Consider the following 15,874-nt stretch of genomic DNA (forward strand, 5'->3'; position numbering starts at 1 on the left):
TCTACGCAGGGGTGCCGTCGGCCCCGGGTCCCGCCACCGGTCGCGCGACGTAGACGTCGGGCACCCCGTCCTGGTTGGCGTCGACGGTCTCCAACTCGAAAACGGCCCGGTAGTGCCGGTTGCGGGCCCGCAGCACGACGGCTGCCAGAGCGGCGGCCAGCAAAGACCCGGTGAGGACGGCGACCTTGACGACCTCCTGCCGGCCGGGGTCGGATCCGTACGCCAAATCCCCGATCAGCAGGGACACCGTGAACCCGATCCCGGCCAGCATGGACACCCCGAGGACGTCGATCCAGCGCAGTGACGGGTCGAGGTCGGCGCGGGTGACGGCGGCCATCAGCCGGGTGGTGCCGAACACGCCGGCGGTCTTGCCGACCACCAGTCCCGCGACGACGCCGAGCGCGATCGGGTCCCTCAGCGCGGTCACCAAACCGTCATAGCCGCCGAAGGTCACCCCGGCGGCGAAGAAGGCGAACACCGGGACCGCGAAACCGGCCGAAACCGGGCGGATCAGATGCTCGAAGTACTCGGCCAGCCCCGGACCGTCCGGGCCGGCCCGGCCGGCGTCCCGGGCGTTGCGCAGCACCGGCACGGTGAACCCCAGCAGCACACCCGCGACGGTGGCGTGCACGCCCGACTCGTGGACCAGCGCCCAGGTGACCACCGCGATCGGGACCAGCACCCACGGGGAACGGACCCGTCGCTGCACCAGGACCGCGAAGAGTGCCAGCGGGATCAGCGCGAGCAGCAACGCCGTCACGTTGAGCTTCGCGGTGTAGAACACCGCTATGACGGTGATCGCCAGCAGGTCGTCGACCACCGCCAGGGTGAGCAGGAAGGTGCGCAGCGCCGACGGCAGATGGGTGGACAACACCGCGAGCACGGCCACCGCGAAGGCGATGTCGGTGGCGGTCGGGGTGGCCCAGCCCCGGGCCGCACCGTCGCCGACGCCGGCGGTGAAGCCCAGGAAGATCGCGGCGGGCACCGCCATTCCGCCCACCGCCGCGGCGATCGGCAGCGCGGCCCGGGCGGGGTCGCGGAGGTCACCGGCGACGAACTCGCGCTTGAGTTCCAGACCCACCACGAAGAAGAAGATCGCCAGCAGCCCGTCGGCGGCCCACGCGCCCAGCGACAGGTTCAGGTGCAGGCCGAGGCCGTCGGTCCCGACCCGGGTGGCCGTCAGCGCGTGGTAGGACGCCGCCCAGGGCGAGTTCGCCCAGATCAGCGCTACAGCCGCGGCGGCGAGCAGGATCGCCCCGCCGACGGTCTCCTTCTGCAGGATCCGGATGACGCGCCGGGTCTCCGGCCACGAGCCGCGGCTGAGGAGTTGGTCGGCCATGACTTCAGAACCTACTCACCGAAGCAGCAGCGCCGCGCCCTCGACGTGATGGGTGAGCGGAAAGGCGTCGAACACCCGGATCCGCTCCACCCGGTAACCGTGGCCGCGGTAGAGGCCGATGTCGCGGGCGAAGGACGCGGCCTCGCAACCGATGTGGATGACCCGCGGCACGCCCGCGCGGGCCAGCAGGTCGATGACGTCGCGGCCGGCGCCGGCCCGGGGCGGGTCGAGCACGGCCACGTCGGCGGGCCCGGACTGGCCGGCGAGGAACCCGCGCACCGAACCCGGCACCACGGTCACCGTCGCCAGGTCCGCCAGCGCCGATCGGGCGGCGCCGGACGCGCTGCGCGCGGTGTCGACGGTGTGCACGCGGCCCCGCTCCCCGACCACCTCGGCCAGCGCCGCCGCGAACAGTCCGGCACCGCCGTAGAGGTCCCAGGCCCGTCGCACACCCGGTGCGTCGGACCACTGCCGCACCAGCGCACTGTAGGTGGCAGCCGCGTCGCGGTGGGCCTGCCAGAACGCCGTCACCGGTAGCCGCCACACCCGCCCGCCGACCCGCTGCACCGTCCTGGCCCCGCCCTCGACCACGGTGCTCCCCCGCCGGCCCCGGGTCGTCGTGACCACGTGCCGCCGGCCGTCGTCGTCGATGACCACGTGCAGCCGGTCACCGGGACGCCAGCGCGGGCCGTCCAGCCCGGCCACCATGCCGGCCGGAAGCTGCGCACAGCGCAGGTCGGTGACCAGTTCAGCGCTGTGGTAGCGGTGCAGGCCGGCGCGACCGTCGGCCCCGACATCGAGTTGCAGCCGGGTCCGCCAGCCCAGCGCCGAACCGGGACCGACCGGTTCCGCCACCCCGTCCCAGGAGTAATCACCAAGTCGCGCAAGCTGATTGGCCACCACCTGCGCTTTGATCGCGCGCACGGCAGCCGGCTCGGCGAAGGCCAGGTCGCAGCATCCCGCACCGTCCACCCCGGCCACCGGACACAGCGAGGGGATCCGGTCCCGCGAAGCCTCGAGCACCTCGACGGCGTCGGCATGCCAGTAGGAGCCGCGTTCCCCGGTGACCCGGACCCGTACCAGTTCTCCGGGCAGCGCGTAGCGGACGAACACCACCCGGCCGTCGTGCCGGGCGACACAACTGCCCCCGTTCGCCGGCGCATCGGTGCGCAACACCGGTCCGGCTCCGGCGGCGGTCACTCCCCGAAGCCGCGGCGGACGTCACCCGGAGCGCTGAGTTCCTCGAACTGCCTGACCCGCTCGGAGGAATTGAGCTGCCAGGGAACGGAGGTCATCATCACGTTGGGGATGAACAGCAGCCGGGTCTTCAGCCGCAGCGCACTCTGGTTGTGCAGCAGGCCTTCCCACCAGTGACCGACGACGTACTCGGGGATGAACACCGTGACCACCGTGCGCGGGGCTTCCTTGCTGATCCGCTTGACGTAGTCCAGGACCGGCCCGGTCACCTCGCGGTATGGCGAGGCCACCACCTTCAGCGGGACCTTGATGTCGCTGTCCTCCCAGGCCGCGGTGAGCTTGCGGGTCTCGATGTCGTCGACGTTGACGGTGAGCGCCTCGAGCACGTCGGGCCGTGTCGCCCGGGCGTAGGCCAGCGCACGCAGGGTCGGCAGCTGCATGTTGGACACCAGCACCACCGCGTGGTTGCGGCTGGGCAGCACGATCTCGCGCTCCTCCTCGACCGGGGTGAGCTCCCGCGCGACGGTGTCGTAGTGCCGGTTGATCGCCTTCATCAGCAGGAACAGGCTGCCCATCGCCAGGATCGCGATCCACGCGCCGGCCATGAACTTCGTCGCCAGCACGATGACCAACACCGTCCCGGTGGCGACGAACCCGATGGTGTTGATGACCCTGGAGCGGATCATCCGGCGGCGCTCGGTCGGGTCGTCCTCGGTGCGCAGCAGCCGGGTCCAGTGCCGCACCATCCCGATCTGGCTGAGGGTGAACGAGATGAACACCCCGACGATGTACAGCTGGATCAGCGCGGTGACCTCGGCGTTGAAGGCGACCACGAACGCGATCGCGGCGCAGGCGAGGAACACGATGCCGTTGGAGAACGCCAGCCGGTCGCCGCGGGTGTGCAGCTGGCGGGGCAGATAGCGGTCCTGGGCGAGGATCGAGCCCAGCACCGGAAAACCGTTGAACGCGGTGTTGGCCGCGAGCACCAGGATCAGCGCGGTGACACCGGTGATCAGGAACAGACCGGGCTTGAAGTCGTGGAAGACGGCGTCGGCGAGTTGGGCGACCAGTGTCTTCTGGTGGTAGTCGGCCGGCGCGCCGCCGAGTTGTTCGGCCGGCCGCTCGGCGATCTTCACCCCGGTGTCCACCGCCAGCAGGATGATGCCCATCAGCAGGGTGACGGCGATGCCGCCCAGCATCAGCAGCGTGGTTGCGGCGTTGCGGGACTTCGGTTTACGGAACGCCGGCACGCCGTTGCTGATCGCCTCGACGCCGGTCAGCGCGGCGCAGCCCGACGAGAAGGCCCGGGCGACCAGGAACATCAGTGCGAAGCCGGTGATGTCGCCGTGCTCGGCATGCAGCTCGAATCCGGCCGACTCGGCCCGCAGCGGGTGGTCGAGCACGTGGATCTGGAACAGCCCCCAGAGCAGCATGATGAACATGCCGACGATGAAGGCGTAGGTCGGTATCGCGAACGCGGTGCCGGACTCGCGGATGCCCCGCAGGTTCATCGCGGTCAGCAGCACGATCGCGACCACCGCGAAGATCACCTTGTGCTGGGCGATGAACGGCACCGCGGAGCCGATGTTGGACATCGCCGAGGCCATCGACACCGCGACCGTCAGCACGTAGTCGACCAGCAATGCGCTGGCGACCGTCAGGCCGGCAGTGGGGCCGAGGTTGGTGGTCACCACCTCGTAGTCGCCGCCGCCGGAGGGGTAGGCGTGCACGTTCTGGCGGTAGGACGCCACCACCACCAGCATGACGAAGGCGACCGCGACGCCGATCCAGGGCGCCATCGTGTACGCCGACAGTCCGGCGACCGAGAGCACCAGGAAGATCTCCTCGGGCGCGTAGGCCACCGACGACATCGCGTCCGAGGCGAAAACCGGCAGAGCGACGCGCTTGGGCAGCAGCGTGTGGGCCAGCCTGTCGCTGCGGAACGGCTGCCCGATGAGCAGCCTGCGCATGCCGGTCGAAACCTTGGACACGAGTGCCAAGGGTAAGCCTTCCCGGCGGTGGCGGTAGCGTTCCCCATACCGCACGGCCCTCTCCCGGGCCGGACCAGCAGCCGAAAGGACGACAGGTGCGGGTAGTGGTGATGGGGTGCGGCCGGGTGGGCGCCTCACTGGCCGAGGCGCTGTCCAGGCTCGAACACGACGTGGCGATCATCGACCGCGACCCGACCGCCTTCCACCGGCTCTCCACGGAGTTCACCGGCGAGCAGATCACCGGCATGGGTTTCGACCGGGAAGTGTTGCTGCGGGCAGGGATTGAACATGCCGATGCGTTCGCCGCGGTGTCCTCCGGGGACAACTCCAACATCATCTCCGCCCGGGTGGCCAGGGAGATGTTCGGGGTGCGGCGGGTGGTCGCCCGGATCTACGACGCCAAACGGGCCGCCGTCTACGAGCGGCTGGGCATTCCGACCATCGCGACCGTGCCGTGGACCACCGACCGACTGCTCAACACCCTGACCCACGACACCGAAACCGCGCGCTGGCGCGACCCGACCGGGACGGTCGCGGTGGCAGAGGCGCCGCTGGACGAGGGCTGGATCGGACACCGCGTCACCAGCCTCGAGGAGGCGACCGGGGCGCGGGTGGCGTTCCTGATCAGGTTCGGCACCGGGGTGCTGCCGGAGGCCAAGACGGTCGTCCAGGCCGGCGACCAGGTGTACCTGGCCGCGGTGTCGGGCAGCGCCGCGGAGGCGCTGGCCATCGCGGCGCTGCCGCCGGCCGACGGGGTCGGCGAATGAGGGTCGCGATCGCCGGGGCGGGCGCGGTCGGCCGGTCCATCGCCCGCGAACTGGTCGACAACCAGCACGACGTCACGCTGATAGAACGCAATCCCGGCCACTTCGACGTCGAGGCGATCCCGGCCGCGCACTGGTGTTTCGGCGACGCCTGCGAACTGAGCCTGCTGGAGGCGGTCCAGTTGCAGGACTTCGACGTGGTGATCGCCGCGACCGGCGACGACAAGGTCAACGTCGTGCTCTCGCTGCTGGCCAAGACCGAGTTCGCGGTGCCCCGGGTGGTGGCCCGCGTCAACGATCCGCGAAATGAGTGGCTCTTCGACAACAGCTGGGGCGTCGACGTCGCGGTGTCCACCCCGCGGATGCTGGCCTCGCTGGTGGAAGAGGCCTTCGCCGTCGGCGACGTGGTGCGGTTGCTGGAGTTCCGTCAGGGCAATGCCAACCTGGTCGAGATCACCCTGCCCGAGGACACCCCGTGGGGCGGACGGCCGGTGCGCAAGCTCGACCTGCCCCGCGATGTCGCCCTGGTGACGATCCTGAGGGGTGCCCGGGTGATCGTGCCGGAGCCCGACCAGCCCCTGGAGGGCGGGGACGAACTGCTGTTCGTCGCCTCCCCCGACGTGGAGGGCGACCTGCGCACCCTGCTGGCAGGCGGCTAGTTGTCCGCCGCGGCCGCGTGCTCGGCGTGCATCGCGCGCTGGGCGGCCCGGATCGCCAGATAGGTGATCAGGGCGGCGATGGCCGTCAGCGGCCAGCCCATTGCGATGCGGGCCACCCCGAGCCATCCGGTCTTGTCCGCGTCGTAGAGGTGGTGCTGGACCAGGAATCGCGCGCTGAACACCGCCACCCAGGTCAGTGTCGCGAGGTCGAAGGCCAGCACCGCCCGGCGTGAGGCGCGCCACGCGCGGTCGTGGCCGTTGACCCAGCTCCAGATGTATCCCACCACCGGCCTGCGGATCAGCACCGACGCCGCGAAGACCGTCGCCCACAGCAGCGAGGTCCAGATGCCCAGCAGGAAGTACCCCTTGGAGGCTCCGACCGCCCAGGCGATCAGGGCACTGATGCCCACGCCGACGAAGCCGGTGACCGCCGGCTGCACCGAGTCCCGCCGCACCAGCCGCCACACCAGGATCGCCGCGGCCACGGCGAGGGCGGACAGCAGCGCCGGCAGCAGCCCGAAGGCGGTGTTGACCGGCACCAGCACCGCGACCGGCAGGGCCGAGTAGACCAGGCCGCTGACGCCGCCCATCTGACCCAGCAGCGCCTGGCCAGGGGTGGGCTTGGCCTCAGCCGCGTCCTGAGCCGGGGTACCGGCGGCGGTCAACGCTGGATCTCGTAGTGCGGGTTGTAGATCGCCTTGCCGCCGTTGTCGAGCATGCCCAGCCGGCCGCGCACACGCAGGGTACGGCCGCACTCGATGCCGGGAATCCTGCGCTGGCCGAGCCACACCAGCGTGACCGTGTCGGTGCCGTCGAACAGCTCGGCGCGCACACCGCCGGCGCAGCCTTTCGCGTTGGTCTCCACGCTGCGAAGCGTGCCGACCATGGTCACTTCCTGGCCCCGGCAGCAGTCCACGGCCCGGTGTGCGCCGGTGTTGACGGCCTCCCCTGTCAGCTCCTCGGCATCGCGATCCTCGGGGTTCTCCGTGAGTTTGCGGGTCAGACGCCGCACAAAGCCTTCGGCCGTGGCCATGATGTCTCCTGAAGTTCCGGTCTCCTGAAGTTCCGGTCAACCACCGCCACGGTAGCCCTCTTGGTTCGGCTTGGCTACGACGGGCACGATCATGGGGTGGCGGTCAGCCTGCGCGATGTGGTCACGGTCCTGCTACCGGGCACCGGGTCCGATGACGACTACCTGCGCCGGGCCCTCGCCGGCCCGCTCGAGCAGGTCGGCGCGCGGGTCGTCGCGGTGGCGCCGGAGCCCGGCCGGCTGGTGGACGGCTGCCTGCAGGCCCTGGACCGGGCCGGCGGGCGGATCGCCGTCGGCGGGGTGTCGCTGGGGGCGGTCCTGGCGGCCCGCTGGGCGCTGGCCCACCCGGACCGCGCCGTGGCGGTGCTGGCGGTGCTCCCGCCCTGGACCGGAGAGCCCGGCGAGGCCCCGGCCGCGTCCTCGGCCCGCCACACCGCCGAACTGCTGCGCAGGGACGGACTGGCGGCCACCACGGCGGCGATGCGCGCGTCGAGCCCGCCCTGGCTGGCTGACGAATTGGCCCGGTCCTGGCAACGGCAGTGGCCGTTGCTGCCCGATGCCATGGAGGAGGCGGCGGGCTGCGTCGCGCCGACCCGGGCCGAGTTGCGCCGGCTGACCGCACCCCTGGCCGTGGTGGCGGCGGCCGACGACCCGGTTCATCCCGCGGCGGTCGCCGCCGACTGGGCGGCCTGCGCGCCGCGCGCCGCCCTGCGCACGGTACGACTCGACCAGTTCGGTCCCGACCCGGCGCTGCTGGGGCGGGCGTGCGTCGACGCCCTGCGTGCGATCGGCTAGCGCCCTGCGCGCGACAGATCCGGCGCCCGGCGGCTTACGTGGCCTGCTGACGTTGCTGCTCGGCGAGGAACGCCTGCTGGGCGGCCATCATGGCCTGCTGCGCCTGCTGCGCCGCCGCTGCGCGCATCTGTGCGGCCAGCTCCTCGGGTAACTGCACCGGCAGTGGCGTGCGCACCGGCAGCGGGGTTTCGCCGCGACGAATCACTGTGTCCGCCAGCGCTTCTCGCGCCTCGAGTACCAGAGCCGGCATGGACTGCAACATCCCGTTGACGACGCAGCGGACCATCCAGCGATATCCGTCAACTCCGATGAATCGGACCGCGCCGGCGCCGACGCCCACCACCTCGCGGCCCCACGGGCCGGATTCGATGGAGACCGCGGCGTTGTCGTTGCGCAGCGCCTCGGCCAGCTCGGCGGCCACCTCCCGCCACAGCCCGGGAGATTTGGGAGCGGCATAGGCGGCGATGGTGAACCGGCCGTTGGGGGTCACCACCCAGATAGCGGTCGGCACGCCCTCCTGGTTGAACTCGACCTGGATCTGGCCGCCTGGCGGCATCGGGATCAGCACCGAGCCGAGGTCGAGACGGGCCAGCGCGGCCTGCTCGGGATCCTCGAAATCCTCGATGTCGAACGGGCCGTCCGGCTCGTCGCCGGCGTAGGCCGCCGGTTCCTGCTCTTCGACCGCGTCCTCGTACACCGCGTCGGCCGCTGCTCCGGCGGCGGTCTCGTCGGCCTCAGCCGGGTCAGCCGCCGCGGCCGTGTCCCCGTCCCGGTCCCGTTTACGTCTGCCGAATGCCATCACAAACTCGCATGTCCGCCGGAGGAACCGTGACCGCCCTGGCCACGGGTGGTGTCGGCCAGGCCCGCCTCGTCGAATGACGCCACCTCGACCAGGTCGGGCAGTTCGACGCGCTGTAGGACCAACTGGGCGATGCGGTCACCGCGCCGCAGCGCGATCGGCGTCGCCGGGTCAAGGTTGATCAGCGCTACTTTGATCTCCCCGCGATACCCGGCGTCGATGGTTCCCGGGGAGTTGACGATCGAAAGACCCAGACGCGCAGCCAAACCCGAGCGCGGATGGACCAGTCCCACCATGCCCTGCGGGATGGCGACCGCTATCCCGGTGGGGACCAGCGCCCGCTGCCCGGGACCGAGTTCGACATCCTGCGCGCTGTAGAGATCGACGCCGGCGTCACCCTCGTGGGCACGCGCGGGAAGCGGGAGGTCGCGGTCCAGGCGGACCACCGCGAGACTCGTGGACACGATCGCAAAGACTACCCTTGGCCGCGTGTCTGGATCGCGCGTCGTGACGCAAACCGTGCGTTACCGGGAGCGCCTGTGGGTGCCGTGGTGGTGGTGGCCCGTCGGCATCGGCTTGTCGGCGGTACTGGCCGCCGAGGTCAACATGGGAGTGCGGAACCTCCCGGACTGGTTGGCCTACGTAGTGCTCGCGGCGGTGGCCGTCGGCGTGCTGCTGTGGCTGAGCCGGGTCGAGGTGCGCGTGGTCGGCACCGGCCCGGACGCGGAACTGTGGGCCGGGCAGGCCCATCTGCCGGCGTCCGTGGTGACCCGTTCAGCCGTTGTCCCGCGCGGCGCCAAGTCCGCCGCGCTGGGACGGCAGTTCGACCCCGCCGCGTTCGTTCTGCACCGCAACTGGGTGGGGCCGATGGCCCTGGTGGTCCTCGACGATCCGGACGACCCGACCCCCTATTGGCTCGTGAGCACCCGGCACCCCGACCGGGTGCTCGCGGCGCTGCGCGCCTGAATCCCCGTCAGGCGGCGCAGTCGGTGCAGATCATCTCGCCCTTCTTCTCCCTGGCGAGGCGACTGCGGTGATGCACCAGAAAGCAGCTCGAGCAGGTGAATTCGTCGGCCTGCTTGGGGATGACCCGGACCGAGAGCTCCTCGCCGGAGAGGTCCGCACCCGGCAGTTCGAACGATTCGGCGGACTCGGTCTCGTCGACGTCGACAACCGCCGACTGCACCTCGTTGCGGCGGGCAGTCAGCTCCTCGAGCGAGTCCTCGGACACCTCGTCGGTCTCGGTCCGCCGCGGGGCGTCGTAGTCAGTAGCCATCGTCGTAGTCCCCTCGTCACACCTCAGCAGTGCTTTGTACCAGCGTGGAACGCCCCCGCCAAACGATTCGTGCCCCGTTCATCGAGAGTTCGGCTGTGAATTACCTCACAATCGATCATCCCGGTGTCCTGTCGCGCTGAACCAGTGCCTCTACAGTGCACAGGTGGTCGCTCACATAAGCCAGGGCTCTCCCGTGGACAAGGACGGGCAGCCGTTCGTGCGGCGCAGTTACCGGCCGGGGCTAGTCGCGGTCGCGGTCCTGGCGGTCGTGGCGGCGCTCTGCTGGGCCTTCGTCCTGTCCCGGCCGGTCCAGGTCGCCCAGGCCGCCGGCTGCAACGCCCCGCCGACCCAGGCCGACTCCGGCGCGACGAAGCTGGGGCAGCTGGTGTCCGGATCGTCCTTGGCCGACGTCGCCCCGGCCAAGCTCGCCGACACCAAGATCCGCGTCCTCAACGCCAGTGGCCAGGGCGGCCAGGCCGGCGAGGTGGCCGGCGCGCTGCGCGACCTGGGCTTCGCCGCGCCGACCGCTGCCAACGACCCGATCTACGCGGGCAGCCGGCTCAGCTGCCAGGGCCAGATCCGGTTCGGGCAGGCGGGCCGCGCGAACGCGGCGGCGGCCTGGCTGGTGGCCCCGTGTGTGGAGCTCTACCGCGACGACCGGTCCGACGATTCGGTGGATCTGGTGATCGGCACCGATTTCACCTCGCTGGCCAACAGCGACGACATCGCGGCGGTGCTCTCCGGCCTGCGGCCCGGGGCGACCGAGCCTGCGGATTCGGCCCTGATCACCAAGATTCACAACGGGACCTGCTGAAGGCCCGGGTCACGGCAGCGGCCCCAGACCGCCGCACCGCTCGAGCGCCTCGATCAGGTGGGCGGCGACCCCCGGCGCCGCAGCCAGCAGCAGACCCGCCCCCGGGCCGTCGGCCGGGAGCAACACCACCGCACCCGCCTCCGATGCGATCAGCGCACCGGCCGCCCAGTCCCATTCGTGCAATCCGTGTTCGTAGTGCGCGTCGAGCCGGCCGGCGGCCACCATGCACAGGTCCAGTGCAGCCGAGCCCAGCCGGCGCAGGTCGCGAACCTCGGGCATCAGCTTCGCCAGTAACGCCGCCTGTGCGGCGCGCCGCGGTGGCGAATAGCCGAAACCGGTACCCAGCAGTGCCATGGACAAGTCGTCCACATCGTTGCAGCGCAACCGCCGCCGCCCGCTCTCCGAGGAGACGTGCGCGCCCAATCCCGCAGCGGCCGAATAGATCTGGCCGCCGGCGACATCGGCGACCGCCCCCGCCACCGACACACCGTCGACCTGGGCGGCAAGTGAGATCGCATAGGCCGGGATGCCGTAGAGGAAGTTGACCGTGCCGTCTATCGGGTCCACCACCCACCGCACGGCGCCACCGGACGGCGCGCCCCCGCCCTCCTCGCCCAGGATTCCGTCGCCCGGACGCAGCCGGCTCAGCCGTTCGCGCACCAGTCGCTCGGTCTCGGTGTCGGCGAGGGTCACCGGATCGGTCGGGCTGCTCTTCGTGCGCACGGCCGCCGAACCCGCGCCGATGATCTCGGCCCGCCGGCCGCGCACGAAGTCGGCCGCCTCTGCGACCAGACGCTCGGCTACCTCGCGCAGCTGTTCGGGCCGGTCGTCGTTCACACTGCTATCGCAACACAATCGCGCCCTCAATCCGCACGTCGGGGGTGCCCCGAACCACTACTGTTTGACTACGCTGCTCACGACAGGGAGGACCCAGCAAATGGATGCGACCCAGCCAGGCAACGCTCGCCGGGCGCTCGGTGTGGACGTCGGCGGCAGCGGCGTCAAGGGCGCCATCGTCGACCTCGACACCGGCCAGCTCGTCGGCGACCGGTTCCGGCTGGAGACACCGCAGCCCGCGACACCCGAAGCCGTCACCAAGACCGTCGCCGAGGTGGTGCGGCATTTCGACTGGACCGGCCCGCTGGGCGTGACCTATCCGGGAGTCGTGGTCAACGGGGTGGTGCAGACCGCGGCGAACGTCGACAGCAGCTGGATCGGCCGCAACGCCGCGCAAGAGATGAGCGCCGCACTGGGCGGTCAGCCCGTCACCGTGCTCAACGACGCCGACGCGGCCGGACTGGCCGAACAGCGCTACGGCGCCGGGCGCAACAAGGACGGCGTGGTAGTGCTGCTGACCTTCGGAACCGGCATCGGCTCGGCGGTGATCCATCACGGAATTCTGCTGCCCAACACCGAGTTCGGTCACCTGGAGGTAGGCGGCAAGGAGGCTGAAGCCCGGGCGGCGTCTTCAGTCATGGAACGCAAGGGGTGGAGTTACCGCAAGTGGACCAAACAGGTCACCTGGGTGCTCGTGGCGGTCGAGAACGCCATCTGGCCGGACTTGTTCATCGCCGGCGGCGGGATCAGCCGGAAGGCCGACAAGTGGATCCCGCTGCTGAAGAACCGCACGCCGGTCGTGCCAGCCGAGCTGCTCAACTCCGCCGGAATGGTCGGCGCGGCGATGGCCGCCGCCCGGGAACAGGCAGGCGACTGAGGCGGACCGCCGGATCCGCGATGCCGGGATGGGGCCGAACAGTCGTTACAATGGCACGCGGCGGCCGCGGAACCCAGCGGTGAGGATCTACCCCGATCACCGCCGATATTTCCCATAATCGACGCTTTCCGGTGGCGCATGTGCGTGCCCCGCCGAAGCCCGCAGACAGTCCAGGAAGGGTGTACGTGGCCGCCAGAACAAGCCAGGCAACCGCGAAACCGGCCAAGCGCACCGCCACGAAGACGCCCGCCAAGGCTGCCAAGGCGACCGCCCCAGCCCCCGCACAGAAGAGCACGGCCGGCAAGACCGCCCGAAACATGCTGGCGAAGGTGGCCGCAAAGGCCACCGGACGGACTGCACCCAAGGCCCCGGCCACGGCGAAGGCGGCCCCGGCGAAGGCCGCCAAAGCCCCTACCAAGGCCGTCAAGACAGCAAAGGCACCGGTCAAGGCCCCGGCCGGCCGGAAGCCCCCGGCCAAGCCGGTGCCGGCGAGGAAGGCACCGGCCGGCACGACACCGGCCAAGAAAGCCACCGCACCCGCCAAAAAAGCACCGGCCACCAAAACCACCGCCAAAGCCCCCGCCAAGGCGGTAGCGCCCGCCAAGGCCGCGCCGACCAGGAAGACACCGGCCAAGAAAGCCGCCGCACCCGCACCCGCCAGAAAAGCACCGGCCACCAAAACCACCGCCAAAACCACCGCCAAAACCACCGCCAAGCCAGCGCCGGCAAAGGCAGCCCCGGCCAAAAAAGCCGCCGCACCCGCCAGAAAAGCACCGACCACCAAAACCACCGCCAAAACCACCGCCAAAGCCCCCGCCAAGCCAGCGCCGGCAAAGGCAGCCCCGGCAAAGAGGGCGGCCAAGGGCACCGAGGCCAAGACCAAAGTCCTCACCGAGGACGCCGAGATCCTCGCGCCGGCCGAGGCCGATATCGACGTCGTGGAGATCGACCTGGAGGACCTCGAGGTCGTCGTCGACGACGTGGTCGCCGCGGCGGTGGCCGGTGAGCCAGGCGCCGTCGCGGAGGTCGTGGACGACGAAGACATCGCCGAGCCGTCCGAGAACGACAAGGCCTCCGGCGACTTCGTCTGGGACGAGGAGGAGTCGGAGGCCCTGCGCCAGGCCCGCAAGGACGCCGAGCTCACCGCGTCGGCCGACTCGGTCCGTGCCTACCTCAAGCAGATCGGCAAGGTCGCGCTGCTCAACGCCGAGGAAGAGGTGGAGCTGGCCAAACGCATCGAGGCGGGCCTGTACGCCACCCAGAAGATGGCCGAACTGACCGAGGGCGGCACCAAGCTTCCGGTCCAGCAGCGCCGGGATATGCAGTGGATCTGCCGCGACGGCGAACGAGCGAAAAACCATCTGCTGGAAGCGAATCTGCGTCTGGTGGTCTCGCTTGCCAAGCGCTACACCGGCCGCGGCATGGCGTTCCTGGACCTCATCCAGGAAGGCAACCTCGGCCTGATCCGCGCCGTCGAGAAGTTCGACTACACCAAGGGCTACAAGTTCTCCACCTACGCGACCTGGTGGATCCGCCAGGCCATCACCCGGGCGATGGCCGATCAGGCCCGCACCATCCGGATCCCGGTCCACATGGTTGAGGTCATCAACAAGCTCGGCCGCATCCAGCGCGAGCTGCTCCAGGATCTGGGCCGCGAGGCCACCCCGGAGGAGCTGGCCAAGGAAATGGACATCACCCCGGAGAAGGTGCTGGAGATCCAGCAGTACGCGCGTGAGCCGATCTCCCTGGACCAGACCATCGGCGATGAGGGCGACAGCCAGCTGGGCGACTTCATCGAGGACTCGGAGGCGGTCGTCGCCGTCGACGCGGTGTCGTTCACCCTGCTTCAGGATCAGCTGCAGTCCGTGCTGGAAACCCTCTCCGAGCGCGAAGCCGGCGTGGTCCGGCTGCGTTTCGGCCTCACCGACGGCCAACCGCGCACCCTCGACGAGATCGGCCAGGTGTACGGGGTCACCCGGGAGCGGATCCGGCAGATCGAGTCCAAGACCATGTCCAAACTGCGCCACCCGAGCCGGTCGCAGGTGCTGCGCGACTACTTGGACTGAGTGCCTACTTCCTGAACGAACCTGAGCGTCCCGTGAAAATCGGGCCCGGTTCCCCGAGTGGAGGTTTCGCGACCGGCGAACGTCTCGAAATCCGGTGCCTTGAGGCCACAGAGCAGCGTGAACCTTTGATTTCTCGGCTCGGCGCGGATTCGGCGCGCTGAACTATTTCCGTTACGCGTGGTTGCGGGTATATGATCGCACCGTTACGGAAACGAAAGTTTCTCAGGCTTGGGACGGGGATTTCTAAGGTGCGGACACTCACACGAACCATCGGTACTTTCGCCGCATCGGCCGGCTGCGCGGCGGCACTGCTGTTCTCCACGGCGACGGCGGCCGAAGCGGCCAACAAAGCCCTGATGATCAACGGGATCGCCGGCAACACCCAACTGTCCGACGTCGTCATGGCGAACGTCCTGGGCGGCATGTTCAAGACCTACGACCGGCGCAACGTGGTGTGGCCGCAGCAGGCCAACCCGATCACCGGCCCCAACAGCCTCCGGCTGGACCAGTCCATCGCCCAGGGCGTCGTCAACCTCGACGCCGACCTCAACACCGCGCTGTCACAGCTGAAGCCGGGCGAGCACGTCACCATCGTCGGCCTCTCGGCGGGCTCGCTGGTCGCCGACGCGCAGATGGCCAAACTGGCCTCCGACCCGAACGCCCCCGACAAGAGCAAGCTGAAGTTCGTGGTGGTCTCCGACTCCAGCCGGATCCTGTTCAACAAGAACCGCTACGACGCCATCATCAAGTACCAGTACCGCCCCCCGGTGGACACCAAGTACGACACCACGGTCGTCGCCGCGGAGTACGACGGCTTCGCCGACTTCCCGGACCGGCCGCTGAACTTCCTCGCCGTGGCCAACGCACTCGCCGGCGAGATCATCCAGCATGTGCCGAACATGCTGACCGACCTGTCCACGGTGCCGGCCTCGAACATCACCGTTAAGACCAACTCGCTCGGCGGCGTCACGACCAGCTACCTGATCCCGGCCGCCCGCCTGCCGCTGGTCGTGCTGGTCCCGTCCCTGGCGCCCCAGGAAGCCGCGCTCAAGGCCAAGATCGACACCGCCTACGTCCGCAACGACGGTAAGAAGGCCGCCGCCGCAACTCCTGCGGACGGCGTCGAGACTCCTGCGGCCGCCGTCGAGACTCCCGTGGCCGCAAAGGCCGTGGCCCCAAAGACCACAGCCTCCCCGGCCAAGCCGGGTGCGGCGGTCAGGGCCGCCCTGAAGAGGCGCGCCGATGCCGCCGCGGCCGCCGCCCAGGGTCCTGCCGCAGCCCAGCAGGCGCAGACCGGCGGACCGGACACTGCCGGCTCTGCTCGGCAGTCCAAGGCCCCGCGCGCCGCTGCCGCCGCCCGCGGCGGCAAGCGGTTCTCGGCGCAGTGATCAGTCGGTAGAGTCAGCAGCCAACGGAACTTAGGGGCTTGG

At 70.1% G+C, this 15,874-nt stretch carries 17 protein-coding genes; 8 read left to right on the forward strand and 9 right to left on the reverse strand.

Features of this window, described 5'->3' with window-relative positions:
• Position 1: 1 nt before the first annotated feature.
• From nhaA to ACKOQ4_RS10065, 3 genes are read right to left on the reverse strand one after another with little or no spacing between them, the layout of a single operon-like run.
• Positions 2 to 1,339 (reverse strand): Na+/H+ antiporter NhaA, encoded by a 1,338-nt coding sequence (gene nhaA, locus ACKOQ4_RS10055; protein WP_526291367.1) that lies wholly within the window; start codon positions 1,337 to 1,339, stop codon positions 2 to 4.
• Positions 1,340 to 1,354: 15 nt separating this feature from the next.
• The gene (locus tag ACKOQ4_RS10060) at positions 1,355 to 2,539 is read right to left on the reverse strand and encodes a class I SAM-dependent RNA methyltransferase (RefSeq protein ID WP_526291369.1); all 1,185 of its coding nucleotides are present in this window, start codon (positions 2,537 to 2,539) and stop codon (positions 1,355 to 1,357) included.
• A complete protein-coding gene (locus tag ACKOQ4_RS10065) occupies positions 2,536 to 4,527 on the reverse strand; it encodes an amino acid permease (RefSeq protein WP_526291371.1) in 1,992 nt (663 codons plus the stop codon). The genes ACKOQ4_RS10060 and ACKOQ4_RS10065 overlap by 4 nt, the downstream gene beginning before the upstream one ends.
• A gap of 95 nt (positions 4,528 to 4,622) precedes the next feature.
• On the opposite strand from ACKOQ4_RS10065, the gene ACKOQ4_RS10070 reads away from it, so the two are divergent.
• Positions 4,623 to 5,294, forward strand: a complete 672-nt coding sequence (locus ACKOQ4_RS10070; RefSeq protein WP_526291373.1) for a potassium channel family protein — start codon at positions 4,623 to 4,625, stop codon at positions 5,292 to 5,294.
• Positions 5,291 to 5,950: a potassium channel family protein gene (locus tag ACKOQ4_RS10075; protein ID WP_526291375.1), complete on the forward strand. Its 660-nt coding sequence runs from the start codon at positions 5,291 to 5,293 to the stop codon at positions 5,948 to 5,950. The genes ACKOQ4_RS10070 and ACKOQ4_RS10075 overlap by 4 nt, the downstream gene beginning before the upstream one ends.
• Here ACKOQ4_RS10075 and ACKOQ4_RS10080 read toward each other — a convergent pair.
• Positions 5,947 to 6,540 (reverse strand): DUF3159 domain-containing protein, encoded by a 594-nt coding sequence (locus ACKOQ4_RS10080; RefSeq protein WP_526291475.1) that lies wholly within the window; start codon positions 6,538 to 6,540, stop codon positions 5,947 to 5,949. The two genes, ACKOQ4_RS10075 and ACKOQ4_RS10080, sit on opposite strands and share 4 nt — an antisense overlap.
• Positions 6,541 to 6,611: 71 nt before the next feature.
• Positions 6,612 to 6,983: an OB-fold nucleic acid binding domain-containing protein gene (locus ACKOQ4_RS10085; protein WP_526291377.1), complete on the reverse strand. Its 372-nt coding sequence runs from the start codon at positions 6,981 to 6,983 to the stop codon at positions 6,612 to 6,614.
• 96 nt (positions 6,984 to 7,079) lie between these two features.
• On the opposite strand from ACKOQ4_RS10085, the gene ACKOQ4_RS10090 reads away from it, so the two are divergent.
• Positions 7,080 to 7,775: an alpha/beta fold hydrolase gene (locus ACKOQ4_RS10090; RefSeq protein ID WP_526291379.1), complete on the forward strand. Its 696-nt coding sequence runs from the start codon at positions 7,080 to 7,082 to the stop codon at positions 7,773 to 7,775.
• 34 nt (positions 7,776 to 7,809) lie between these two features.
• Here ACKOQ4_RS10090 and ACKOQ4_RS10095 read toward each other — a convergent pair whose 3' ends face one another.
• Both ACKOQ4_RS10095 and dut read right to left on the reverse strand, forming a co-directional pair.
• Entirely contained in the window at positions 7,810 to 8,577 is a 768-nt protein-coding gene (locus ACKOQ4_RS10095) for a DUF3710 domain-containing protein (RefSeq protein ID WP_526291381.1), read from the reverse strand.
• Positions 8,574 to 9,038, reverse strand: a complete 465-nt coding sequence (dut, locus tag ACKOQ4_RS10100) for a dUTP diphosphatase (RefSeq protein ID WP_526291383.1) — start codon at positions 9,036 to 9,038, stop codon at positions 8,574 to 8,576. The genes ACKOQ4_RS10095 and dut overlap by 4 nt, the downstream gene beginning before the upstream one ends.
• A gap of 25 nt (positions 9,039 to 9,063) precedes the next feature.
• On the opposite strand from dut, the gene ACKOQ4_RS10105 reads away from it, so the two are divergent.
• A complete protein-coding gene (locus tag ACKOQ4_RS10105) occupies positions 9,064 to 9,540 on the forward strand; it encodes a DUF3093 family protein (protein ID WP_526291385.1) in 477 nt (158 codons plus the stop codon).
• Between the two features lie 7 nt (positions 9,541 to 9,547).
• Here the strand turns inward: ACKOQ4_RS10105 and ACKOQ4_RS10110 are convergent, their stop codons facing one another.
• Complete coding sequence (locus ACKOQ4_RS10110) at positions 9,548 to 9,850, reverse strand: DUF4193 family protein (protein ID WP_526291387.1); 303 nt, start codon at positions 9,848 to 9,850, stop codon at positions 9,548 to 9,550.
• A 163-nt stretch (positions 9,851 to 10,013) separates the two neighbouring features.
• Between ACKOQ4_RS10110 and cei the strand changes: the two genes are divergently transcribed.
• The gene (gene cei, locus ACKOQ4_RS10115) at positions 10,014 to 10,664 is read left to right on the forward strand and encodes an envelope integrity protein Cei (protein ID WP_526291389.1); all 651 of its coding nucleotides are present in this window, start codon (positions 10,014 to 10,016) and stop codon (positions 10,662 to 10,664) included.
• Between the two features lie 9 nt (positions 10,665 to 10,673).
• Here the strand turns inward: cei and ACKOQ4_RS10120 are convergent, their stop codons facing one another.
• Positions 10,674 to 11,501 (reverse strand): inositol monophosphatase family protein, encoded by an 828-nt coding sequence (locus ACKOQ4_RS10120; RefSeq protein ID WP_526291391.1) that lies wholly within the window; start codon positions 11,499 to 11,501, stop codon positions 10,674 to 10,676.
• Between the two features lie 100 nt (positions 11,502 to 11,601).
• Here ACKOQ4_RS10120 and ppgK point away from each other — a divergent pair, with 100 nt between their 5' ends.
• The 3 genes from ppgK to ACKOQ4_RS10135 all read left to right on the forward strand — a co-directional run bounded on the left by ppgK (position 11,602) and on the right by ACKOQ4_RS10135 (position 15,832).
• Positions 11,602 to 12,378 (forward strand): polyphosphate--glucose phosphotransferase, encoded by a 777-nt coding sequence (gene ppgK / locus ACKOQ4_RS10125; protein WP_526291393.1) that lies wholly within the window; start codon positions 11,602 to 11,604, stop codon positions 12,376 to 12,378.
• A 482-nt stretch (positions 12,379 to 12,860) separates the two neighbouring features.
• Positions 12,861 to 14,444, forward strand: coding sequence for an RNA polymerase sigma factor (locus tag ACKOQ4_RS10130; protein WP_526291477.1), 1,584 nt, complete (start codon positions 12,861 to 12,863; stop codon positions 14,442 to 14,444).
• A 248-nt stretch (positions 14,445 to 14,692) separates the two neighbouring features.
• Positions 14,693 to 15,832, forward strand: coding sequence for a PE-PPE domain-containing protein (locus ACKOQ4_RS10135; RefSeq protein WP_526291395.1), 1,140 nt, complete (start codon positions 14,693 to 14,695; stop codon positions 15,830 to 15,832).
• Positions 15,833 to 15,874 lie beyond the last annotated feature (42 nt).

Origin of the sequence: Mycobacterium sp., from assembly GCF_046095365.1 — a bacterium.
Classification (GTDB): domain Bacteria; phylum Actinomycetota; class Actinomycetes; order Mycobacteriales; family Mycobacteriaceae; genus Mycobacterium.

Bases quoted from the DNA above. Each gene is read 5' to 3' on its own strand.
- ppgK (WP_526291393.1), top strand. From the start codon at position 11,602: ATGGATGCGACCCAGCCAGGCAACGCTCGCCGGGCGCTCGGTGTGGAC.
- nhaA (WP_526291367.1), bottom strand. From the start codon at position 1,339: ATGGCCGACCAACTCCTCAGCCGCGGCTCGTGGCCGGAGACCCGGCGC.
- ACKOQ4_RS10080 (WP_526291475.1), bottom strand. From the start codon at position 6,540: ATGGGCGGCGTCAGCGGCCTGGTCTACTCGGCCCTGCCGGTCGCGGTG.
- ACKOQ4_RS10075 (WP_526291375.1), top strand. From the start codon at position 5,291: ATGAGGGTCGCGATCGCCGGGGCGGGCGCGGTCGGCCGGTCCATCGCC.
- ACKOQ4_RS10085 (WP_526291377.1), bottom strand. From the start codon at position 6,983: ATGGCCACGGCCGAAGGCTTTGTGCGGCGTCTGACCCGCAAACTCACG.
- ACKOQ4_RS10110 (WP_526291387.1), bottom strand. From the start codon at position 9,850: ATGGCTACTGACTACGACGCCCCGCGGCGGACCGAGACCGACGAGGTG.